The 22,204-nt window shown below is 71.4% G+C and carries 20 protein-coding genes and 1 pseudogene; 13 read left to right on the top strand and 8 right to left on the bottom strand.

Annotated features, from left to right (window positions below; translation table 11 throughout):
* Nucleotides 1–159: 159 nt before the first annotated feature.
* The 4 genes from LPA41_RS31245 to LPA41_RS31230 form a co-directional block, all read right to left on the bottom strand.
* Entirely contained in the window at nt 160–960 is an 801-nt protein-coding gene (locus LPA41_RS31245; protein ID WP_229074630.1) for an AAC(3) family N-acetyltransferase, read from the bottom strand.
* Nucleotides 957–3,272 (bottom strand): FxsB family cyclophane-forming radical SAM/SPASM peptide maturase, encoded by a 2,316-nt coding sequence (locus LPA41_RS31240; RefSeq protein ID WP_229074629.1) that lies wholly within the window; start codon nt 3,270–3,272, stop codon nt 957–959. Before LPA41_RS31240 ends, LPA41_RS31245 begins: the two co-directional genes overlap by 4 nt.
* Nucleotides 3,272–3,445, bottom strand: coding sequence for an FxSxx-COOH cyclophane-containing RiPP peptide (gene fxsA, locus LPA41_RS43110; RefSeq protein WP_160165834.1), 174 nt, complete (start codon nt 3,443–3,445; stop codon nt 3,272–3,274). Before fxsA ends, LPA41_RS31240 begins: the two co-directional genes overlap by 1 nt.
* 160 nt (nt 3,446–3,605) lie before the next feature.
* Nucleotides 3,606–4,511 (bottom strand): DMT family transporter, encoded by a 906-nt coding sequence (locus LPA41_RS31230; protein WP_229074628.1) that lies wholly within the window; start codon nt 4,509–4,511, stop codon nt 3,606–3,608.
* A gap of 73 nt (nt 4,512–4,584) precedes the next feature.
* Here LPA41_RS31230 and LPA41_RS31225 point away from each other — a divergent pair, with 73 nt between their 5' ends.
* The 7 genes from LPA41_RS31225 to LPA41_RS31195 all read left to right on the top strand — a co-directional run bounded on the left by LPA41_RS31225 (nt 4,585) and on the right by LPA41_RS31195 (nt 9,559).
* The gene (locus LPA41_RS31225; protein ID WP_229074627.1) at nt 4,585–5,544 is read left to right on the top strand and encodes a LysR family transcriptional regulator; all 960 of its coding nucleotides are present in this window, start codon (nt 4,585–4,587) and stop codon (nt 5,542–5,544) included.
* Entirely contained in the window at nt 5,516–6,061 is a 546-nt protein-coding gene (locus LPA41_RS31220) for an HD domain-containing protein (RefSeq protein WP_229074626.1), read from the top strand. Before LPA41_RS31225 ends, LPA41_RS31220 begins: the two co-directional genes overlap by 29 nt.
* Nucleotides 6,062–6,182: 121 nt before the next feature.
* Nucleotides 6,183–7,532 carry an FAD-dependent oxidoreductase gene (locus LPA41_RS31215; protein ID WP_229074625.1) on the top strand — a complete coding sequence of 450 codons (1,350 nt, stop codon included), beginning with the start codon at nt 6,183–6,185 and terminating at the stop codon, nt 7,530–7,532.
* Between the two features lie 142 nt (nt 7,533–7,674).
* Nucleotides 7,675–7,881 (top strand): hypothetical protein, encoded by a 207-nt coding sequence (locus LPA41_RS31210; RefSeq protein ID WP_229074624.1) that lies wholly within the window; start codon nt 7,675–7,677, stop codon nt 7,879–7,881.
* Nucleotides 7,871–8,353 carry an EVE domain-containing protein gene (locus LPA41_RS31205; protein ID WP_229074623.1) on the top strand — a complete coding sequence of 161 codons (483 nt, stop codon included), beginning with the start codon at nt 7,871–7,873 and terminating at the stop codon, nt 8,351–8,353. The genes LPA41_RS31210 and LPA41_RS31205 overlap by 11 nt, the downstream gene beginning before the upstream one ends.
* A 25-nt stretch (nt 8,354–8,378) precedes the next feature.
* The gene (locus tag LPA41_RS31200) at nt 8,379–9,104 is read left to right on the top strand and encodes a TetR/AcrR family transcriptional regulator (RefSeq protein WP_229074622.1); all 726 of its coding nucleotides are present in this window, start codon (nt 8,379–8,381) and stop codon (nt 9,102–9,104) included.
* Entirely contained in the window at nt 9,101–9,559 is a 459-nt protein-coding gene (locus LPA41_RS31195; RefSeq protein WP_229074621.1) for a thioesterase family protein, read from the top strand. Before LPA41_RS31200 ends, LPA41_RS31195 begins: the two co-directional genes overlap by 4 nt.
* 782 nt (nt 9,560–10,341) lie before the next feature.
* On the opposite strand, the gene LPA41_RS31190 is transcribed toward LPA41_RS31195, so the two are convergent.
* Nucleotides 10,342–12,090 (bottom strand): PQQ-like beta-propeller repeat protein, encoded by a 1,749-nt coding sequence (locus tag LPA41_RS31190; protein ID WP_229074620.1) that lies wholly within the window; start codon nt 12,088–12,090, stop codon nt 10,342–10,344.
* 193 nt (nt 12,091–12,283) lie between these two features.
* Here LPA41_RS31190 and LPA41_RS31185 point away from each other — a divergent pair, with 193 nt between their 5' ends.
* The 3 genes and pseudogenes from LPA41_RS31185 to LPA41_RS31175 all read left to right on the top strand — a co-directional run bounded on the left by LPA41_RS31185 (nt 12,284) and on the right by LPA41_RS31175 (nt 15,110).
* The gene (locus LPA41_RS31185; protein WP_229074619.1) at nt 12,284–13,162 is read left to right on the top strand and encodes a hypothetical protein; all 879 of its coding nucleotides are present in this window, start codon (nt 12,284–12,286) and stop codon (nt 13,160–13,162) included.
* Nucleotides 13,159–14,583, top strand: a pseudogene (locus tag LPA41_RS42210) (hypothetical protein); the annotation flags it as partial. The gene LPA41_RS31185 and the pseudogene LPA41_RS42210, both read left to right, overlap by 4 nt.
* A complete protein-coding gene (locus tag LPA41_RS31175; protein WP_306469722.1) occupies nt 14,529–15,110 on the top strand; it encodes a TetR family transcriptional regulator in 582 nt (193 codons plus the stop codon). The pseudogene LPA41_RS42210 and the gene LPA41_RS31175, both read left to right, overlap by 55 nt.
* Nucleotides 15,111–15,114: 4 nt before the next feature.
* On the opposite strand, the gene LPA41_RS31170 is transcribed toward LPA41_RS31175, so the two are convergent.
* Nucleotides 15,115–15,630 (bottom strand): DUF1697 domain-containing protein, encoded by a 516-nt coding sequence (locus tag LPA41_RS31170; protein ID WP_229074617.1) that lies wholly within the window; start codon nt 15,628–15,630, stop codon nt 15,115–15,117.
* A gap of 112 nt (nt 15,631–15,742) precedes the next feature.
* Here LPA41_RS31170 and LPA41_RS31165 point away from each other — a divergent pair, with 112 nt between their 5' ends.
* Both LPA41_RS31165 and LPA41_RS31160 read left to right on the top strand, forming a co-directional pair.
* Entirely contained in the window at nt 15,743–17,899 is a 2,157-nt protein-coding gene (locus LPA41_RS31165; protein ID WP_229074616.1) for an MMPL family transporter, read from the top strand.
* 24 nt (nt 17,900–17,923) lie between these two features.
* Nucleotides 17,924–18,832, top strand: a complete 909-nt coding sequence (locus LPA41_RS31160; protein ID WP_229074615.1) for an AEC family transporter — start codon at nt 17,924–17,926, stop codon at nt 18,830–18,832.
* Between the two features lie 91 nt (nt 18,833–18,923).
* On the opposite strand, the gene LPA41_RS31155 is transcribed toward LPA41_RS31160, so the two are convergent.
* Together LPA41_RS31155 and LPA41_RS31150 are read right to left on the bottom strand one after the other, a co-directional pair.
* A complete protein-coding gene (locus tag LPA41_RS31155; RefSeq protein ID WP_229074614.1) occupies nt 18,924–19,649 on the bottom strand; it encodes an L-type lectin-domain containing protein in 726 nt (241 codons plus the stop codon).
* A 164-nt stretch (nt 19,650–19,813) separates the two neighbouring features.
* The gene (locus LPA41_RS31150) at nt 19,814–21,367 is read right to left on the bottom strand and encodes a polysaccharide lyase family 1 protein (RefSeq protein WP_229074613.1); all 1,554 of its coding nucleotides are present in this window, start codon (nt 21,365–21,367) and stop codon (nt 19,814–19,816) included.
* A gap of 169 nt (nt 21,368–21,536) precedes the next feature.
* Here LPA41_RS31150 and LPA41_RS31145 point away from each other — a divergent pair, with 169 nt between their 5' ends.
* Entirely contained in the window at nt 21,537–21,713 is a 177-nt protein-coding gene (locus tag LPA41_RS31145) for a hypothetical protein (protein WP_229074612.1), read from the top strand.
* Nucleotides 21,714–22,204: the final 491 nt, after the last annotated feature.

Here is a 22,204-nt window from a genome sequence, read left to right as displayed (position 1 = left end):
GAGATCCGATCAAGTTGCCCGGCGGGCGGGCATGGTTCCCTCATCGCGCACGTCTGCTCCGATCCCCTGATCTCGTTGCGACCCGGAGTTCAGCGTAATCCCCCCACTCCACTGTGTCACCGACGAGCGTCGATACGCGCAACGACGGGGAAGAGTGGATCAACGTCGGTTCGCGGCGAACCAATCCCGCGCGGCGTCCACGGCCGGCGCCAGCGGAAGCAGGTGGGCCTCGGCGCCGCCCACCTGTCCGGTGCTCGCCCAGGGGCGCAGCAGGAGTTCGTCCCCGGCCGCGCCGAAGTCGCTGTCGTCCAACCTGAGCGCCTCGAACTGCCGCAGCTCCCGCCGGCCGTTCTCGCTCACGAAGCAGGAGTACTGCATGAGCGGGCCGGGCCGCGGAAGGCGGTACTCGGCGAGGTGCAGCGCCGTACACTTCGCCACCCCGACGCCCAGCAGCAGAATCGTGGCGCCGCACCGGTAGAGCGCGCCCAGGGGGGACCGCTCACCCAGGTGGCAGTCCAGACCGTGCTCGCCGACGATCCGCGCGGCGGCCGGCCCGAGCGCGGCGAAGGACGTCTGCGGATGCCGGCTGCGCAGCGCGCCCGGATGCGAGCGGACGTGCTCGGCGAAGGCGCCGACACCGTACGACGGGGTGGTGTCCGGGTCGAAACCCGGCATGGCGGCCACGTACTCCCGGCGCGCGGCGTCGCTCAAGCCGGCCGTGGCGGTGCGGTACACCGGGCTGGTCAGCGAGTTGTCCGGGGTCTGGGCCGGCACCACGATCGTCGCCGCCGGGCCGCACACCTCACGCAGCGCGGTGAGCAGGGTGGCCGGGCCGCCCTCGATCCGGCCGATCCGGCGCATCGAGCAGTGCACCAGCAGCACGCCGCCTGCGTCTTTGCCGACGCCCAGCGCGATCAGGTCGGCGGCCAGGGCGGCGCGGCGGACGACCGGGCCGGTCATGAGTCCCAGGACGCTACGGTCGCGGCCATCCGGCCGACGAAGTCGTCGCCCAGTGGGGTCAGCGCACCGGTCTCGCGCAGGGCGGCGATGGCGTCGACGGTCCAGCGGTGATACATCGCGTACAGCTCGGGGGCGCGCGGGTCGTCGCGGGCGGCCCGGCGGCGCCAGACGTCGGCCACCGCGGCGTGCGCGTAGACGCCCTGCAGCGCCGCCTCCACGGGCCGGCTCTCGGTCTTCCAGCCCACCGTGATCCGGGCGTCCGAGTCGGGGTCGTGCAGGTCGTAGAGGTCGAGCAGGGCGCCGAGCTTGGCGTGCTGGAACTCGTGGACCAGCAGGACGGCGAGCTCGGCCGGTCCGACCGGCGCGGCGGAGAGCGAGCCGAACGCGTCCATCGCGGTCGAGGCCCGCTGCCGCCCCGCCGGATCGGGTTCCAGCGGCATGATCACTTTCAGTCCGGCGCGCAGGGCCGGGGCGTACTCCGGCAGTTCCGTGTCGATCAGGCGCCAGGCGGCGGCCAGGGAGTCCCGCCAGTGCCCGACGGCGTGGTCGTCCAGGCGCTGAGCAGGTGTCCAACCGTGGCAGTCCCGGGCCGGGTCCCCGTCCTCGATCCGGACGCTCCAGCCGTCGCGGGCGATGTGCCGGGCCGGTTGCCAGTGCGCCGCGGCGCCCGGCTGGGACAGATCGACGGTGAGCACCACACCGTCCGGGCCGGTGAGCCGCAGTTCGCCGGGCTCGGCGGCGATCCGGGCGGCCGCCGTGATCGGTTCCGGCCAGTACAGCGTGCCGACCGTGGGCAGCGTGACCACGCCGCGCTCGATCCGCACGTCGGTCTCCACCGGCACGCTCGCGTGCACGGCCGCCGCGGCGGCGAGCCCGCCCAGGTATGGCATCCCCTCGTGGTCGCCGGTGCGCAGCATGCCGACCGCCCACGCCCGCACGTACGGATGGGCGAGCACGTGCCGGACCGCGCCGGCGTGCCCTTGCTCCAGGGCGGTGAGCGTCAGCCAGCCGGTCGTCTCGCCGTGCTGCTCGACCGTCGCGGCGACCAGCGCGCGGGTTACCGACCGCTCCTGCTCGGTCAGCCAGCCGATCGTCGCCTCGTCGCCGAAGCCCGAGGCGATCTGATCGATCACGTCGGCCGGGCCGGTCTCCTCCGGTTTGGCGTCAGCCTCGTGCATCCGGGTCTCCTCGTTGGTCCGGTCGATCAGGACCCGCAGGTCAGCGCAGTACACCGAAGGGCTGTCGAAGCCGTGCCCGCTGCGGAAGCGGTGGGCGTAGAGGCCGCCGGCGCACTGCTGGACGACCGGGCAGGACCGGCAGACGGCGCTGAGGCCGGCGACGCCGCGCTGCCGGACCGCGATCGGCCGCAGCCGGGAGACCTCGTCGACGGAGTGGGTGAGCACGCTGAGGCCGGTCGCGGGAGCGCCGTCGTAGGCCGTCTTCACCGAGTCGGCCTGCTCGTACTCGCCGCCGGTCTCGATCACGACCATGTCGACGGTGTCCGCCCCGAGTTGCTCGCTGCCACTCGGCCCGCCTCGCGCGGTGGAGTGCAGGCCGTCGAAGAGCCGGATCCGCATCGGGCGGCCGTCGGCGAGCCAGCGGCGGTGGATCACGGAGAGCCAGGACGCGTACGGCGTGGCGTCGCCGTCCGGGCGCAGCGGCGGGTTATCCCAGGTCGCGTGGGGGAGGAGGAAGTCGACGGCCGGCGGCTGCTCGGCCAGCAGCGCCTCGTAGACCCGTTCCGGGGAGTTGCGGACGTCGATCGTGCAGAGCAGCCCGGCGTAGAGATCGCGGTAGGCGGGGGTCCGTAGCAGGGCGAGCGCGGCCCGGACTTGATCGAAGCTGCCGGAGCCGTTCGCGAACCGCCGGTGCCGGTCGTTCGCCTCCCGGTCGCCGTCGAGCGAGACCCCGACGCGCACCCGGTGTCGCTTGAGCACGTCGCCGAAGGCGGGGCTGAATCGGACACCGTTTGTCTGCATGGTCAGCGAGAGCCGGGTGACCGCCTCGATCGGCGTGCGGATCTCGGTGATCAGCTCATCCAGTCCGGCGGGCCGGAGGAGCAGCGGCTCGCCGCCGTGGACGACGACCCGGACGAGGGGAAGACGCCAGCGGGCCGCGTGCTCGGCCACCCGGCGGGCAGCGGCCCGGGCGACGTCCTTCGACATCGCCCGGGCTTTGATCATCCAGCTCTGGTCGGCGTGCTCGTAGACGTAGCAATGGTCGCATTTCAGGTCGCACCGCCCGTGCACCTTCATCACGAACTGGCTCAGCGGATGCGCTCCGCCGGCCTCATCGCCCGCCGGGCCGGGCATCAGTGTGCTGACTGGAAGGCGGCCACATCCAGCCGCTTGAGAAGGGACTCCTTGTCGACGATCCGGCGGACCACGCGGCTGGCGTGCTCGGCCCGGATCTCCCGCAGCGGAGTCTCATTGATGACGGCCAGCGGCCCGACCAGGTTGTCCGGGGTCGCGACTTCGGTGTTCACGATATCTCCAGGTCATATCAGGTTCAGGGTCTCGCGACCAGCCTGCGCAGCGTTAACTGATTTTGCGCCGGATTGGTTTCGGTTGGGTTTTGTGACGGTGACCGTACTCAGCGCCACCACTCATATTCCCACAGCCGATCCAGCGTGGTTCGGGCTTTGCTCACTTCGAGAATCGCGCTGATGATAGTGATTCCGTGGGCCGTGCGACACCGGTGGTTCTCATTTGGAGGATGACGACTGTCGAGAGCACGAGCAGGCCGCCGGTGAGCTGGTTGATCGTCAAGGTTTCGCCGAGCAGCGCGGCGGCCAGCGCGGTGGTCACCACCGGCTCGGAGGCCGACAGGATCGCCGCCGCCGACGGTCCCGTCCGGCGTAGACCCGCGAAGAAAGCCAGGATCGGCAGCACTGTGGAGACCACCACGATGCAGGTCAGCCAGAGCCAGCCGTCCGCGCCGAAGGTGAGGCTGATCCCGCCGCCGGCCACCGCGCGGACGCCGAGGGCGGCCGCCGCCCCGGTGAGCACCAGCGTCGTGAGCAGCACCGGCGGCACCTGCCGGACCACCCGATCGGAGATCAGGATGTAAGCGGCGTAGGTGATCGCCGAGCCGAAGGCCAGGGCGACGCCGACCGGGTTCATCCGCCCGCCGCCCGCGTCGAGCAGTACCAGCAGCACCCCGGCGGAGGCGGCCAGCAGAGCGCCGATCCGGCCGGCCGTGAGCCGATCCCGGCCCAGCGTCGCGGCCACTATGGTCACCAGCAGCGGATAGGAGTAGAAGACCAGCGAGAGCAGCGACGCGTCCATCCGATGCAACGCCTCGAAATAGAGGGTCGCCTGCGTCGCGTACCCCAGCGCGCCGAGCCCGAGGGCGACGGCCAGCACCTTTCCCGGGGTTCTGATCCCCGGCCGCGGACGGAGAGCGAGAAACAGGCCGAGCAGCACTGCGGCCATGCCGAATCGGATCAGCAGCAGCGCGCTCGGCGGGACGCCCGCCTGGAACGCGAGTTTGCCGAAGATCCCGAGCGCGCCGAAGCACGCGGCGGAGAGCAGACAGAGAAGCGGGCCCATGCCTTCGAGCGTTGCGCCGGCCAGTGTTCAGGTCCAGTGATGATTCATGGAGCTAACTCTTTAGGATTTGTGCATGGACCTGCGGCGGCTGCGTTTCCTGCGGGAGTTCGAGCTGCGTGGCACGCTGGGTGCGGTCGCGGCGGCGCTGGATTACAGCCCGTCGGCGATCTCACAGCAGCTCGCGCTCCTGGAGAGGGAGGTGGGCGCCACTCTCCTGGAGAAGGCCGGTCGCGGCGTGCGCCTCACCGACGCCGGGCGGCTCCTGGCGAGCCATGCGGGTGTCATCCTGGCTGCCGCCGATGCGGCAACGGCGGATCTTGCGGCCCAGACCGATTTCGTACGGGGTACCGTCCGCGCCAGTGGCCTCCAGTCGGCCGCCCGCCGCCTGCTGGTGCCCGCGGTGGCCCGTCTCGGGGCGGCCTTCCCGGCGGTCCGTGCGGAGATCCGGGAGCTCGAGTTCGAGCAGGCGCTGCCCGAGCTGCGTCTCGGCGCGGTCGACCTGCTGATCAGCGACGAGTACGACGGCCACCCCCGCCCCCGCCCATCCGGCCTGATCTTCGCCCAGCTGCACGCCGAACCGCTGCGGGTGGCGTTGCCGGCCGCGCACCCGCTGGCGGCCTCCGGTGACCCGGTGCCGATGGCCGCGCTGCGCGACGAGGTCTGGACCGCGACGACCCCCGGCACGGGCCACCACGCCATGGTCGTCGGCACGTGCCGCTCGCTGGGCGGCTTCGACCCTGACCTGCGTCACCTCTGCTACGACGCGGAGGTGCAGCTGGAGCTGGTCCGGCAGGCCGGTGCGGTGGCACTGCTGCCGGCACTGACGACGCCGCCGGCCGACCCGGCGGTGGTGTTCCGCGACGTCGCCGAGCGGCGGGTGGGCCGCCGGTTGTTCGTGGTCACCCGGGAGGGTCCGCGGGCGCCGGCCCTGACCGCCTTCCTGACGTTGCTGGGCGACGTGGCATCTTCTCTGGGTGATTCCCAGCGAGCGGGAGATCCGCGAGATGCACCGGCAGGCCGCGCCGACCCGTGAGGCGTTCGACCTCGTCTGGACGCACTGCCGCATCGTCTGGTCGGTCGCGTCGCAGCTCATCACCGCGAGCGAGGCCGGCGTCGACACCGATCTGGTACGGGCGGGGTGCCTGCTGCACGACATCGGGGTGTACCGGCTGGCGCCGTCGGACGCGTACGTCAGGCATGGTGTGCTCGGTGCGGAACTTCTCGCCGAGCTGGGGTTGCCGGAGGTGCTCTGCCGGTTCTGCTCGCACCACACCGGGGTGGGCATCACCGCCGCCGACGTGACGCAGCAGGGGCTGCCGATGCCGGTGGCGGATTACCTCGCGGAGACACCTGAAGAACGAATCGTGATGTACGCGGACAAATTTCACAGTAAATCGACGCCGCCGTCGTTCGTGACCAGCGACACATTCGTCACGTCGGTCGCCCGCTTCGGTCCGGACAAGCCAGCCCGTTTCAGCGCTCTGGCCAGCGAGTTCGGTCAGCCTAACCTTACTCCGCTGGTGCGCGAGTTCGGCCATTCTGTCCGGTAATGGGCAGGTTCGGCCGCGTGAGATCGACTTGATCTCAACCTAGGTTCAAGTTTTAGAGTCTTTGCGGTTTCCTGTCGATCATTCGGCGAGGCCGGACTCAAAGCGCGAGTGAGGGATATTCATGGATCGCCCCCTGCGGGTTGCTGTCATCGGTGCCGGCCCGGCCGGCATCTACGCCGCCGACCACCTGATCAAGTCCTCGGAAACGGTCACCGTCGACCTCTTCGACAAGCTGCCCACCCCGTACGGCCTGATCCGGTACGGCGTTGCGCCTGACCACCCGCGGATCAAGGAGATCGTCAACGCGCTCACGCGCATCCTGAACAACCCGCGGATCCGCTTCCTCGGCAACGTCGCGTACGGCACCGACGTCAAGCCCGAGGAGCTCAGCCGCTTCTACGACGCCACGGTCATCGCGACCGGCGCCGAGAAGGACCGCTCGCTCGACATCCCCGGCATCGACCTGCAGGGCAGCTACGGCGCCGCCGACTTCGCGTCCTGGTACAACGGCCACCCCGACGTGCCGCGCGAGTGGCCGCTGGAGGCCAAGGAGGTCGCCGTCATCGGCGCCGGAAACGTCGCCGTCGACGTGGCCCGGATCCTCGCCAAGACCGCCGACGAGCTGCTGGTCACCGAGATCCCGGACAACGTCTACCAGGGCCTGAAGGCCAGCCCCGTCACCGACGTGCACGTCTTCTCCCGCCGCGGCCCGGCCCAGGTCAAGTTCACCCCGCAGGAGCTGCGCGAACTCGACCACTCGCCGAACGTCGAGGTGATCGTCCACCCCGAGGGCATCGAGTTCGACGAGGGCAGCCTCGAGGCGATGCGCCAGACCCGGCACGTCAAGATGTGCGTCGACATCCTGCAGAACTGGGCCGTCCGTGACCCGCGGGACCGGCCCCGCCGCCTGCACCTGTACTTCCTGCAGGCCCCCGTCGAGGTGCTCGGCGAGGACGGCAAGGTCGTCGGCCTGCGCACCGAGACCCAGGAACTGACCGGCGACGGCTGGGTGCGCGGCACCGGCGAGTTCACCGACTGGCCGGTCCAGGCCGTCTACCGGGCCGTCGGCTACCTCAGCACGGCGCTGCCCGACCTGCCGTTCGACACCAAGACCGGCACCATCCCGCACGACGCCGGCCGGATCCTCGACCTCGACGGCGAGCACATGCCCGGCATGTACGTCACCGGCTGGATCAAGCGCGGCCCGGTCGGCCTGATCGGCCACACCAAGGGTGACGCCAACGAGACGATCCAGAGCCTGATGGCCGACGCCGACAAGCTTCCCTCCCCGGCCGAGCCGGACGCCGAGGCCGTCCTGGAGTACCTGCGGGCGCGCGGCCTGAAGGTCACCGACTGGGCGGGCTGGCAGAAGCTGGACGCCCACGAGATCACCCTGGGTGAGCCGCACGGCCGCAAGCGCGTCAAGGTCGTACCCCGTGACGAGATGACCAACATCTGCCACGGCAGCTGATCGCCCGAGCAGGCACTACCGGAGGGCCGGCGCGGTTGCGCCGGCCCTCCGGTGCTGTTCCGGGCCGTCTGCTGGTTCTTTCGCGCGGGCCGGTTCCTCCGCGTCGGCCGGGGTATGGGACTTCGTGTCGAGAGGAGCCACGATGGCCAGCCATGGAGAGGCCCGCGACCGCGACGGCAGCCGGGTCGAGGGCAGCAGCACCGAGCAGCACGTCACCGGGGCGCCGGAGACGGGTGAGTTCCCGGTGGACGAGGAGCCGGCCGCCACGACGCCGGCGCACGGCAGCAGCAACGCCGGCATCAACGCCACCGGCGGCAACCGGCCCGAACGCGCCGCGGATGACGTCTGACAAGCGCCGGGTCACCCCGGACGACCTGGGCGCGTGGCTGCTCAAGGGCAACGCCGACCACGGCGGCCTGCGGGAGCGCTTCGCCGAGCAGCCGGGCGTCGAACAGTGGTGCGTGCAGCGCAGCTACCGGCTGGAGTTGATGGCGGCCGGGCAGCCGGTGCTGTTCTGGGGGAGTGGTAGCAGGAGCCGCGACATCGCGTACGGGATCTGGGGCCTGGGCCGGCTCCGCGGACCGGCCCGGCAGCAGGCCGACGGGGGCGGCTGGGAGGTGCCCCTGGACCTGACGATCGCGCCGCCGGAAGAGTGGATCTCGCGCGAGGAGCTGCGCGCCCACGCGGAGCTCGCCGATCTGGAGGTGCTGCGGCAGCCTCAGGCCGCGAACCCGTCGTACGTCACCAAGCGCCAGTTCGCGGTGATCAGCAAGCTGTTCTGTGGCGACGGTTATATTTACGAACGGTCGGTCGCCTTGTAGACCTGTCGCTTTGTAGGGTCGGGGCATGACCCAGGACGGCCGGCTCATCCGCGGTGAACGGACCCGCGCCGCGGTGCTCGACCAGGCGCTGCTGCTCGCCACCGTCTCCGGGCTCGACGGCCTGACCCTGAGTCAGGTCGCCGACGCCCTCCGGGTCAGCAAGTCCGGCCTGTTCGCGCACTGGCGCTCCAAGGAAGCCCTTCAGCTCGCCGTGATCGACCACGCCCGGGCGCAGTGGACGGAGCTGGTCGTCCGGCCCGCCCGCGACGCACCGGCCGGCCTGCGGCGGCTGTGGGCCGTGCACGACAGCCGGCTCGCGTTCTACGAATCCGGCGTGCTGCCCGGCGGCTGCTTCTTCGCGAACGCCCACTTCGAGTTCAACGCCCGCCCCGGCACCGTCCGCGACCGCCTCGCCGCCGAACTGCGCGACTGGATGGCGTTCCTGACCAGAACCGCGGCCGAGGCGATAGCGCTCGGCGAGGTACGCGCCGACGTCACCGCCGCCGGCCTGGCCTACCACACCGAGTCGCTGGGCGTGTGCGCCGTGATGCAGGCACCCGTGCTCGGCACCGAACCCACCTTCCGGCAGGCCCGCCAGGCCCACCTGGACCATCTGCGCTCGATCGCGATCCACCCCTTTCCGCCCGTTCCGCCCTCCTCGCCCTCCTTGCCCTTCTCGCCCTCCTTGCCGTTCTCGCCCTCCTCGCCCTTCTCGCCTTCCTCGCCCTTCTCGCCCACGGAGCTGACATGACCACCGCACTCACCCACGGAGATGTCGTGCACATCCCGGTCCACTTCGACGACCTGGACGCCATGGGCATGCTGCACAACTCCCGGTACGCGGTCCTCGTCGAACGCGCCGTCTCCCTCTGGTGGGCCGAGCGCGGCGTCTCCTTCTCCGGCGGCCGGCCCACCACGCCCGACGCTTTCAACGTGGTCCGGGAGTACGGCATCACCTTCCACCGCCCGGTCCTCGGCACCGGCGACATCATCGTGCACTTCTGGCTGGCGAAGCTGGGAACGACAAGCGCGGAGTACCGGTTCCGGGTCACCTCCACCGACGGCGCCACCGTCCACGCCGAGGGCCGCCGCGTCAACGTGCGCCTGAACCCGGCCACCATGCGCCCCGAGCCGTGGACCGACCACGCCCGGACCATCGCCGCCACCATCCTCGGCGGCCCGGCCCCGACCGACCACCAGAGCTGAGCCAGCAAAGCCACACGTCCGAGCCGACACGTCCGAGCCAGCCCCTCCGAGCCGACGCGTCCGAGCCGGCACGTCCGAGCCGCGGGGCTGAGTCAGTCCGTCCGAGCTGGCGCATCCGGGGCGGCAGGTCCGCAGGAGGCCGCAGCGTTGACCGCGATCGATCACTAGGCGGCTCGCTCAGTGCATCGTGCTTACGATCCCAGCGCGTTCCATCCGGGTTCAACCGCTCGGCGCGCCGGCTCGCGGCCCGTCCGACGGCCAGACCGACGCGTCAGCGACGCCCCCGGCGCGTGGTCGCGGTAAGCCCTTTCCGGCGACCGCAAGCGCGAGCCCGAGTCGGCCGGCTGTCGCTGATGGTTGTGCGGGAGCGCTCCCCGGCAGCCACCAGTGACAGCCGGATGAGGCTAGCTGTCACTGGTGGTCGTGGGGAGCGCTCTCCAACAGCCCTGGGTGACAGCCGGATGGGTTGCTGTCACCGGTGGGTCGTGGGGGCGGTCTGTGGCGCCGTGGGTGACAGCCAGGGCCGGTCGGCTGTCACTGGTGGTTGTGTGGGAGCGCTCTCCGACAGCCACCAGTGACAGCCGGGGCCGGTCGGCTGTCACTGGTGGTTGTGTGGGAGCGCTCTCTGGCAGCCCTGGGTGACAGCCGGATGGGGTGGCGTTGCTGGTGGTTGGGCGGGGGGTTTTCTGGCAGCCGTGGGTGACAGCTGGACCGGGGGCGGCTGGTGCTGGTGGGCGCGTGGGGAGCCGCGGCGCGGCGGGCGTGACGCTGGGGCGGTTGGGTTAGTCGGCGAAGCGGTATGTTGCGTAACTGTCCGCTGTCACGCAACCCAGCAACGTTGTGGTCCAGGCGCAGGTCTCGGTGCGTACGTCGTAGATCGCCCCCAGCTCGACCGGCTGATCGCCGACGTGCTGGCCGGAGAGGGACTCGTCGATCGGGGCGCCGGTGAAGACGTGACCGAAGCGGAGCATGTTGCCGGAGTCCAGGCGCGCCACCGTGCCGGGATGGGTCCACGCGGTGGTGCCGGCGGCGTCCAGCAGGGTTGTCGCGTCCGGGCCTTGCACCACCACCGAGTCGCCGACCGGGACGAGGCGCACCACGTCGGTGAGCGGGCCGGACTCCCAGTTCTCGGTGTCGCCGGTCAGCGAGAGCCGCAGTACGGTCTGTTCCCGGGCGCCGGGCCGGCCCTTCGTGAAACAGACCGAGTCGTTGCCGCACGCCGTCAGCCTGGTCAGCCGCGCGCCCTGCTCGGCGGTGTGCAGCAGGGTCGGTGCGCCGGTGGTCAGGTCGTACGCGACGACCCGCTCGACGCTTCCCGACTCCCGGACCACGAGCCGGCCGTTGTGCGCGAACACCTCGTCGTCGACGGCGGCGCCGGTCTGCCAGGACTTGCCGACGGTGCCGCTGTTCATGTCGACGACGCGGACCGAGTGGTCGGCGTTGATCTGGACGAGCCGGGCGTCGCTGAGTGCCGGCGTGAACGGGCGGCCGCGGGCACTCGCCGGTCCGGAGAGGTCGCCGGGGGCGGTGACGGCAAGGGTACGGGTGCCGGTCTCCGACACGTCCGCCAGCCGCCACCGTTCGGTGCCGGTGGTGGCGTCCAGCCCGATCAGCCGGTGCCCGGCCCGGTCCACGTGGATCGCCACGGATTTGCCGAAGATGGTCTGGTCGCGGCCGCCGAGTTCGAGGTCCCAGAGCAGGTCGCCCCGGTCCGCGCCGAGCACCGCGACCCGGATCGGCCGGTCGGCGGACTCCGTGCGGCCGGTGATCACCAGCCCGTAGGGCAGGCCTGACATGTTGTCCCAGCGTGCCGCGGTGCCGGCCGCCGTGCTGTTCCAGGCCGGCTGTTCGGCGGTGCCGTCGACGGCCGTCACACCGATCGTGCCGGCGGCGTCGGAACTGGCGAAGTAGAACCGCTCACCGACCACCGTGGTATCGGCGAACGCCGAGCTCACCGGCACCGCCGGGCCGAACCGTGCGGTCTCGGTGAGCCGCTGGAAGTCGAGCGCCGGGTATTGCGGCCAGTAGTAGACGACGGCCGCCGTGGTCACCGCGAGCACCCCGGTCACCCCCGCGGCGAGCAGCCCCAGCAGCCAGGTGCGGCGGCGACGGCGGGGCGGCGGGGCAGGTGTTTCCGGAGAGTACGCGTAATGGCCGTGCACCGGCGTCGGGAACACCGTCTCGTGGCCGGCCCACGGGTCGACCGGCTCGGTGTTGCGCAGGTTCCCGAGTGTGGTGGGGGTGGGTTCGGGGTCGGCCGCGGGGGCGACACCGGAAGTGAAGACGACGGGCCCCGGCTCAAGCGCGAACCCCGGCGAGGGCGCCGGTTCCGGGTCCGGCTCGGGCAACGGTCTCGGCGAGGACTCCGGCTCGGGCGACGGCGACGGCTCGGGCGACGGCTCGGGCGACGGCGACGGCGACGGCGAGGGTGCGGGATCCGGGGTGGTGGGTGGCGACGGCGGGTCCTGGTCCGCTTCCGCCTCCGACGCCGGGGCCTCTGCGGCGTCGGGGGACTTCTCCGGATCAGTCATGCCGTGCCTTTCACGTTTCACGTTACCGGCCTGCATGCTACCGATCGTTCAGTCACAGACCAGCCCGTCCGACGTCGTCCCAGCGGCCGGAAGCGCCGAGAAACACGGACTTGAGCGATCGCTCAAAAGCGGCTACCGTCGTCCCCGATTGAGCGAGCGCTCAAAGCGAGCGCTCAAACGGGGGAGGTCGAAGGTGGAACAGAGCCGGATCCGGACGGCGAACCTTGTGCTGGCCGGACTCATCGTCGCTTTCGGCCTGGTGTGCTTCGTGGCCACCGTGGCGTCGGGGCGGGTGAACAGCGCGCTGTTGTTCGTCGTGCTCCCGGTCGCGCTGGCCGCCGCCCTGGCGCTGACGCCCGGCCGTACCACGCACGGCTCGGTGTTCCGGCTCACCACCATCGGCCTGTTGCTGGCGGCCGTGGCGTTGCACGAGGGAGCGATCTGCGTCGTGCTCGCCGCGCCGCTGGTCTATGCGGTCGCGCACGGGATCACCGCCGTCATCCGGCGGGTCAGTTACTCGCGGACGCTCCCGGTGCTGCTGCCCCTGCCGCTGCTGCTGGTGGGTGTGGAGGGCGTGCAGCCGGAGTGGCGGGTGCAGCCCGACCAGTCCGTACAGGTCACCCGCGCGATCGGCACCGAACCGGCCGCACTGCCCGCGCTGCTCGCCGCCGGCCCGCGACCGGCGGCGGCCGGCCCGCTGGCGCTGCGGGTGCTCGGTGTGCCGACGCCGGAACACGTGCACGGCGCCGGGCTGGAGCCGGGGGACCGCTGGATGTTCGGGTACCACGGCAGCTCGCACGGACCGGGCGGGGAGATCGTCACCGAGGTGCGCGCGGCCGGACCGCGAGCGATCAGTTTTGTGGTGCTGTCGGACAGCTCGATCACCGGCCGCTGGGTCGGTCTGCGCGACGCCACCCTGAGTTGGGCACCCGGCGACGGCGGGGGGACCGAGCTGACGTTGCGCATCGACTACCGGCGCGGGCTCGACCCCTCCTGGTACTTCGGGCCGCTCCAGGACCGGCTCATGCACGCCGGCGCCGAACACTTCCTCGACATGCTGAACCTGCCATGACCGCGGCCCGCTACCTCTGCCTGCTGATCCCGGTCGCTGCCCTGCTGGCGGCCGCCCGGGTGGAGCGGGAACGAGCGGCCGCCGGGGTGGAGCGGGAACGAGCGGCCGCCCGGGCGGAGCGGGACCGGGTGGGGTGCGACCGGGCCGGGGCGCTCCTCGCGTTCATCGCCGCCGCTACCGGCCTCGCGGCGTTGCACGAGACGGCCACCGCGGCCGGGTGGTGGAGCTATGCGGAGGTCGACGGCGCCTTCCGGGGATTCCCGGTGGACCTCTGGCTGGGCTGGGCGGTCCTGTGGGGGCCGGTCCCCGTACTCCTGCGCCGTTTCCTGCCGTTGCCCGTGGTTCTCGGTCTGCTCCTCTGGGTGGACGCGCTCGCGATGCCGGCGCTGCACCCGCTCGTCGAACTCGGGCCGCACTGGCTCGCCGGTGAGGCGATCGGCCTGGTCGTGGTGGCGTTGCCCGCGCAGCTGCTCGGTCGCTGGACCGGCCGTCCGGACCGGCTCATCCCGCGGGTGCTGCTCCAGGCCGGACTCTTCGCGGTGCTGCTGCTGTGGCTCATCCCGACCGTGGCGTTCACCGTCGGCGACGGCGGCTGGGAGCCGGTGCTGGCGCTGTCCGGCACCGGGTGGTTGCTGCTCGGGCAGGCGGTGCTGCTGCTGTCGGTGCCGGCGCTCGCCGCGGTCCGTGAGTTCGCCGTGCGCGGTGCCGGGACGCCGTTCCCCTGGGATCCGCCGCGGCGGCTGGTCACCAGCGGCGTCTACGCCTACCTCGCCAACCCGATGCAGGTCAGCGCCGTACTCCTGCTGCTGTTGCTGGCGGCGGTGACGCGCAGCGCGACGCTGGCGGCGGGGGCGCTGAGCGCGGCGGCGTTCGCCACCGGGGTGGCCGCGCCGCACGAGCGGGAAGACCTTTTGAGACGGTACGGCCACCACTGGCAGGACTACCGGAGGGAGATCCGGGACTGGTGGCCACGAACCCGTCCCGCCTCCATGACCCCGGCGGCGCGCCTCTGGCTCGACGACGACTGCGGGCCGTGCGCCGGCGTCCGTGACAGGCTGCTCGACGGCTCGCCGCGGTGGCTCACGATCGAGCCGGCGTCCCGGTTCCCCGGCGCGACGCTGTGGCGGGCCCGGTACGAGGCGGCCGACGGGTACACCGCGTCCGGCGTCGCGGCCGTGGCTCGCGCGCTGGAACATGGTGGGCTGCTCCGGGCGTACGCCGGCTGGGTTCTGCTCCTCCCCGGCCTGGACCGCTTCGCCCAGCTCGTCACCGACGCCCTGATCGCGCCGCCGCACCCGGCGGTGGGGAAGAATGGCGGCCGATGAGTGACACGAAGCAGCGACTGGTCGACGGCGCGCTCGCCGCGATGCGTGAACACGGCGTCGCCGGCGCCTCGGCCCGGACCATCGCCGCGGCCGCCGGGGTCAACCAGGCGCTGGTCTTCTACCACTACGGTTCGGTGGACGAACTGCTCGGCGTGGCCTGCCGGCAGGCCACCCGGCAGCGGGTCGACGCGTTCGCCGGCCGGTTCGCGGCCGTCACCTCCCTGCGCGAACTGCTGCAGGTCGGCCGCGAGCTGCACACCGAGGAGCTGGCCCAGGGCAACGTGTCAGTGCTCGCCCAGCTCCTCGCGGCGGCACAGAGCGGCGACCGCCTGGCCGAACCGACCGGCGCGGCGTTCCAGCTCTGGACCGACGAGATCGAGGCCGTGCTGAACCGGCTGCTGACAGGTTCACCGGTCGCCGAGGTGGCCGACATCCCGGGCCTGGCGCGGGCGGTGGCGGCGGCGTTCGTCGGGATCGAACTCTACGAGGGCGTCGACCCGGCGGGGGCGCAGCGGGCGCTGGAGGCCCTGGACCAGCTGGCGGTCCTGGTGGAGGTGGTGGACGAGCTGGGTCCGCTGGCCCGGCGGGCCCTGAAGTCCCGGATCAAGAAGGCCCGCACCTGACCCGTCAGTCCATCATCGCGTGCAGCTTCACCACGGTGTTCCAGTTGCGCATCGTGGACGGCGGCGGGTTCTTGATGCGCCCCAGAGCCTTCATCAGCGGGCTGTCGCGCATGCCGTCCGGGCACCAGAGGTAGGTCTCCAGGCCGTCGGTCACGTACCGGTCGGCGGAGTCCACCGTGACGTCCAGCGGCGTCGCCACCTCGGCGAACGAGACGAAGTAGCGGGAGCCGTCGGTCGCGATGCCGCCGAGCGGGTTGTGCGCGACGATCCGGGCCAGGTCGTCGCGGCTGCGCAGCATCACCGGGACGTCGAAGCCGTACCGGTCGGCCAGCAGCCGCTCGAGTTCCGGTCGCAACTCGGCGGCGGGCCGGTCGCTGTCGAGGACCACATTGCCGCTCTGCAGCAGGGTGGCGACGTTGCCGTACCCCGCGTCGGTGAGCGCCGCCCGCAGATCTGCCATGGCGATGCGGTGGTTGTGGCCGACGTTGATGCCGCGCAGCAGGACGGCGTATCGAGTCATGCGCCCATTCAACAGGCACTGGCCGCCGGCCTGCTGCTGCCCACGTTCCGGGCCGCGGGCGTGGCCGGCTCAAGCGACTCAGTGATGCGGTCCGGTTGCCGATGGGTTGTTTGTGGCGACCCTGTTGTATCGGCTGGGCAGGTTCTCGTTCCGCCGGCGCAGGCTGACGCTCGCCGGCTGGGTGCTGCTGCTCGCACTCTTCGGGGTCGGCGCGGTGACCCTGTCCGGACCCACCACCGGGGCCTTCTCGATCCCGGGCACGGAGTCGTCCCGGGCCGGTGAGGTGCTGGCCGAGAAGTTCGGCGCGGCCTCCGACAACGCCGCGGCGAGGGCCGTCTTCACCGGGCCGGACCTGTCCGGTGACGCCCTGGCCGGTGCCGTGGCGGCGCTGCGGAAGGCGCCCGGCGTCGCGGACGTGACCGAGCCGGTTCTCGCGCCGGACAAGCAGACCGCCTACGTGACGGTGAACTACCCGGTCCCGGTGGCCGACGTGAGCATCGCCGACCGGGAGGCGATGATGGCGGCCGGCCGGTCCGCTGCCGCACCCGGCACCGGTGTCGAGTTCTCCGGCGAGGTTACCCGGACCGTCCAGGAGAGCCACGCCGCCGAGGCGATCGGCATCGCCGTCGCCGCGCTGGTCCTGGTGATCACGTTCGGATCGCTCGTCGCGGCCGGCCTGCCGCTGGTGACCGCGCTGGTCGGGGTGGGTGTCGGCATGCTCGGCATCCAGATCGCCACCGGCTTCTTCGACCTCTCCAGCTCGACGTCCGCGCTGGCCACCATGCTCGGCCTCGCGGTCGGCATCGACTACGCGCTGTTCGTGGTCTCCCGCTACCGGCACGAGATCGCCGTCGGTCACGACGGCGAGGAGGCCGCCGGGCGGGCGGCCGGCACGGCCGGGTCCGCGGTCGTCTTCGCCGGACTCACCGTGATCATCGCGCTGGTGGCGCTGAGCGTCACCGGCATCCCGTTCCTCACCGCGATGGGCGTGGCCGCCGCCGGCACGGTCGCCGTCGCCGTCGTCGTCACGCTCAGCCTGGTGCCGGCGGTGCTCGGCTTCGCGGGGATGAAGATCCTGCCCCGCAAGCACCGGGCCAACCCGCGGGCGGTCGAGCACCACGGGAACGTCCCGTTCGGCGAACGGTACGCCCGCAACGTGGTCCGGCACCGCTGGCTCGCCCTGACCGGGTCGCTGGTGTTGCTCGCCGCGATCGCGATACCGGCACTGGACCTGCGCCTCGCCCTGCCGGACGACAGCACCGCCGCCGAGGACTCCACCCAGCGCAAGGCGTACGACCAGCTCGCCGAGGGGTTCGGCGCCGGCTTCAACGGCCCGCTGATCATCGTGGTGGAGGCCGCCACCGGTGCCGCGGCACGGTCCGCCGTGCAGGCCGAGGAAATCATCCGCGGCCTGGACGACGTGGTGCTGGTCAGCGACGCCACGACGAACGCCCCCGGGGACACCGCGCTGCTCACCGTGATCCCGGGCAGTGGCGCGACGAGCGAGGCCACCAAGGACCTGGTGCACGACATCCGGGCGCACACCCTGGCCGGGGCGACCCTGTCGGTGACGGGTACGACGGCGGTGAACATCGATGTCTCGGAGAGGCTGACGGGCGCGCTGATCCCGTACCTCTCGATCGTCGTGGGGTTGGCCTTCATCCTGCTCATGCTGGTTTTCCGGAGCCTGCTGGTGCCGCTCAAGGCGACCGCCGGGTTCCTGCTGTCGGTGGCCGCCGCGTTCGGCGCGCTTGTCGCCGTCTTCCAGAACGGGCACCTGGCCGGGCTGATCGGCCTGCAGTCCACCGGCCCGATCGTCAGCATCATGCCGATCTTCCTGATCGGGATCCTGTTCGGCCTGGCGATGGACTACGAGGTCTTCCTGGTCACCCGGACCCGGGAGGACTTCGTGCACGGCGCCGGCCCGGACGAAGCCGTGATCAGCGGGATGCGGCACGGCGCCCGGGTGGTCACCGCCGCCGCGCTGATCATGATGAGCGTGTTCGCCGGCTTCATCCTGGCCACCGACACGATCATCAAGTCGCTCGGGTTCGCGCTCGCGTTCGGCGTGGCGGTCGACGCGTTCGTGGTCCGGATGACGATCGTGCCCGCGGTGCTGTCGCTGTTCGGCCGGGCCGCGTGGTGGCTGCCGCGCTGGCTGGACCGGCTGCTGCCGGACGTCGACGTCGAGGGCGAGAAGCTGACCCGGCAGCTCGCCGAACAGCACGCGCGGGAACACGAGACCGAGATCCCGGCCGCTGCGGCCTGACGCCGTCCGTGACACCGTGCCCTGGTGATCGACGCACTCGCCGGGTTCCTGCTGCTCGCCGTGATCGTGGCGATCGGGTGGGCGCTGCGCCGCTGGGCGGGCCTGCCGGAGAACGCCGAAGCGGTGCTGGGCCGGGTCGCGTACACCGCGCTGGCGCCCTGCCTGCTCTTCGAAGGCACCGCCGAGGCCGACCTGGGCCTGCTGGTCAGCGGCCCGCTGCTGGTCTCCACGCTGGCGGCGGTCGTCTGCTTCACGATCGTCGGCCTGCTGCTGTTGCGGCGCGACCGGGGCACCCGCATCCTGGGCGCGCTCAGCGGTGGCTATACCAACGCCAACTACATCGGGATCCCGGTCGCCACCTACGTGCTCGGTGACGCCTCGCTCGTCGTACCCATCGTGTTCCTCCAGCTCCTGGTGATCACCCCGCTCGCGCTGGTCCTGCTGGAGACCACGGCCGGGCGCCCCACCCTGCGGTCGGTCCTGCTCGGCCCGGCGGCGAACCCGCTGGTCGTGGCGGTCACGCTTGGTGCGTTTGTCAACCTCAGCGGCGTACGGCCACCCGCCGCGCTGATGGACCCGATCAGCACCGTCGCCCAGGCCGCCGTGCCGGTCGTCCTGATCGCGTTCGGCATGTCACTGTCCGGCCGCCGCGTGCTCGCGCCCGGCCCGGAGCGGCTGCCCACGATCGCCGCCGTGACGTGCAAGCTGCTCGTCATGCCGGTCGTCGCGTTCCTGCTGGCCCTGGCGTTCGGGTTGTCCCGTGAGGCCGCGTACACCGTCACGATCCTGGCCGCGCTGCCGGCGGCGCAGAACCTGTACCTCTACGCGCAGCGCGCCGGGGCGGCCCAGGTCCTGGTCCGGGACGCGATCTTCCTGTCCACGGTGGGCTGCCTGCCGGTGATGCTGGCCGTCACCCTGCTGTTCGGCCGGTGACGCCGCCGGTTGTCGCCCTGTTTTTCAGCCGGTGAGCTGGCGGTGGCCCGCCCCGGCGCGGTGCCGGGGCGGGATCCGTCCGGTCCGCGGGTCAGCCTTCGGGAGCGGCTGTCGTGTCCTGCGAAGTCAGGGTCCAGTAGCGGATGTCCTGCTTCGAGATCCGTTCGCCGGTGGCGCCGGTGAAACCCGCCCAGGCGGTGTCGCTGCCCAGGTGCTCCGCCAGGTTCACCCGCTGGTCGAGCAGCTGCCGATGGCCGAGGTGGACCGTCAACCGGCCGGCGGCGGCGTCGTAGGCCACGTGCGCCTCGAACGGCCGGCCGAACAACGGCGTGCCCGCCGGCGCCTGCGCGGCGTGGTAGTCCGGGTTGCCGTTCAGGACCAGCGCCACGTGATCGGCGTCCGGGTCGCGCTCGTTGCGGTGATCGTCGAACTCGACCGCGAGGCTGCCGTGCAGGCCCCGGTACCCCAGGCCGCCGCCCCAGCCGCCCAGCGCCCGCGGGCCGGCTGTCTGCAGGACGAACGCGATGCCGTCGGCCCCGGAGGCGCCGTGATGCAGGTGTGCCTCGAACGTCGTGTGGAAGGACCGCGTGACATCGATCGGATCGGCTGCCCACGCGGATCCGGCCTGCCGGAAACCACCGCCGGTCAGGCGCAGGACGCGGTTGCCGGACGGGTGAACCGTCGCGACCTTGGCGGTGCCGTTGAGATGCAGGGCGGCGAAATCCGGTACGTCGGCCGGTGTCCGCGCGACGGCCGCGGCGGCCGGGGTGAGTGCCACCGCCAGGCAGGAGGCGGCGAGGGTTTTCCAGACGTGCACGACTGCGAGCTCCTTGTCCGTGCGAAGGGTTGTGAGCCTCCGACGGGTACCCATGTTGCAGCCGCATTACCGGAATTTCGGAAATTTCGTCATGAGTGCTGTGGTCGACAGCCGGCCTGCTCGCCGCAGCCGGGTGGCTGCGGCGAGCGGGGACGGACCTCGGGTCAGGAGGCGTAGGTTTCGAACTCGGCCACGCGAGGCGTACCCGAGGCGCTGGTGATCTTAAAGGTGATCTTGGTGGTGGACGTGGCCGGGAAGCTGATCACGCCGGTTCCGCTGCCGCTGGCCAGGACCGCGCCGTTGCTGCCGTTCAGCACCTGATAGGCGCCGATCGTGCCGCCACCGGTCGCCGGGCGGATGTTGATCCGGGAGACCGTGGTGGCCGAGCCCCACTTGATCGAGATGTCGCCGGTGGTGCCGTTCGGCGACCAGTAGGTGGTGAGGTTGCCGTCGCGGACATTGCCGTAACTGGTGCCGCTCGCCTTGCTGGAGCCGTCAGCTCCGGCGCCGATGCTCAGGTTCGTGCCACTGGGCTGGCTGGGCGCCGGTGACGAGGGCGCGGGCGATGAGGGTGCCGGTGACGAGGGTGCCGGCGAGGAGGGCGGCGGTGAGGACGGCGGGTTGCTTGTCGAGCAGCTGCCGTTCGACGTGCGGATGCCGGTGTTCGCGCCGGCGGTCTGTGCCACGATCGACGGGACGCAGGAGGCGTTGTCCAGGCTGTACGAGTACGGCACCGACACGCTCGTGTTGGACGTGACGTTCGGCCCGGCCGGGTTGTTGTCCTCGCCCGGCGCCGACCAGGTCACGTTGTCGAAGATGTTGCCGCTGACCTGCCAGGTGCCGGCCTGATCGGTGTAGAACGTGCCGAGGACGTCCTTGGAGTCCTCGAAGTAGTTGTTGTCCACCTTCGCCCGGGCGCCGGCGCGCGAGTTGATACCCGACTCCACCAGGTTCAGGTAGTGGTTGTTGTAGATGTGGGCGACCCCGCCGCGCAGCAACGGCGTACGGGAATCGATGTTCTGGTACTTGTTGTGGTGGAACGTGATGTTGCCGCTGCCGGTGTCGGTCTCGCTGGAGCCGATCAGGCCGCCACGCCCCGAGTTGCGCAGGATGCTGTAGGACAGGGTCACGTACTCGACGTCGTTCTTCATGTCGAACAGCCCGTCGTAACCTTCGGACTCGCCACCCGAGGCCTCCAGGGTGACGTGGTCAACCCAGACGTTGCGCACAGTGCTCTCCATGCCGATGGCATCGCCGCCGTTGGAGGTCGGCGAGCCCGACTTCTTGACGTTCCGCACCGTCACGTTCTGGATGATGATGTTGCTGGAGTCCCGGATGTGGATGCCGAGCTGGTCGAAGACCGCCCCGCTGCCCACACCGATGATCGTGACGTTGCTGATCTGCTTGAGCTCGATCACGCCGGCCGCGGTGTTGCAGCTGTTCCCGGACACCTTCGCGGTGTTCCCATGGTTGATCGTCCCCTCCACCTGGATGGTGATCGGGGTGCTGCTGCTCGCCCGGGTGCAGAGGGCGGTGTGGATCGCGGTGCCGGTGGTGGCCCGGACCGTCGTGCCGCCCGCGCCGCCGGTGGTGCCGCCGTTGGCGGCCGCGAACCCGGTGGCGCTGCCGACGGCCGCGTTCGCCTGGTGCAGGGGGAGCGCCAAGGCGATGGCGGCCGCCAGGCCCGCCCCGGTGCTTACGGCGATTGCTCGTCTCATTCGTTCCTCGCTCGTCCTAGATCGACAAGCATCTATGCGCTAGGGCGCGCGGGATGCTTGTGATGATGGGGATTAGATGCAGGAAAGCGCTTTCCTGCGACGATAGAGACGCGTCGATTAACCCGCAAGAAACAACAGTGCCGAATTAGTTGCAGGTTTGTTGCCGTCGATGCGGGCGGTGGTGGTCGGGGCGGCGGTGGTGGTGTGCGGCCGGGCAATGGTGGTGGTGCGCGGCCGGGTGGTGGTGTGCGGCCGGGTGGTGCTGGTGTGCGGCCGGGTCGTGGTGGTGCGCGGCCGCAGCGGTGGCGGTGGCGTGCGGACTGAGTGGCGGCGGCTTGCGGCCTGAGCGGTGGCAGTGGTGTGCGGACTGAGTGGCGGCGGCTTGCGGCCTGAGCGGTGGCAGTGGTGTGCGGCCTGGGCGGCGGCTTGCGGCCTGAGCGGTGGCGGCGCGCGTCCGAGCGGTGGCGGCGCGGGCGGCCGAGCGAGGGGTGCGTGTGAGAGCGCGTCGCGGCGTGCGTGCGTGGTGTTCTGTTGCTACGCCAAGCAGCTTGTGGGGGCTTCCTCCCGTTTGTGCCGATAAGACATGCGGGTGCGTGGCGGCGAGGTGCCTTGCCCGCGGCTGCCTACGGCCAGTGGCCCGCTGCGCTGGGTCCGCGCGGCGTTGTTGATCTGCTGGCGTAGCGAAATCGCGGTTATAGCCCCATGATCACAGCAATTTCGCTACGCCAGCAGATCAACATCTCGACTGGTCGGGGTGCTCGGCGTCACCGGGGCCGGCGGCGTGCGGGTGGGGCGTGCGGGTTGGGGCGACATGCGCGGCGGCGTGCGGATGGAGGG

Origin of the sequence: Actinoplanes sp. DH11 (assembly GCF_020873875.1) — a bacterium.
Classification (GTDB): domain Bacteria; phylum Actinomycetota; class Actinomycetes; order Mycobacteriales; family Micromonosporaceae; genus Actinoplanes.
The sequence above is the reverse complement of the archived record's forward strand: the minus strand, read 5'-3'. Positions and strand labels throughout refer to the sequence as shown.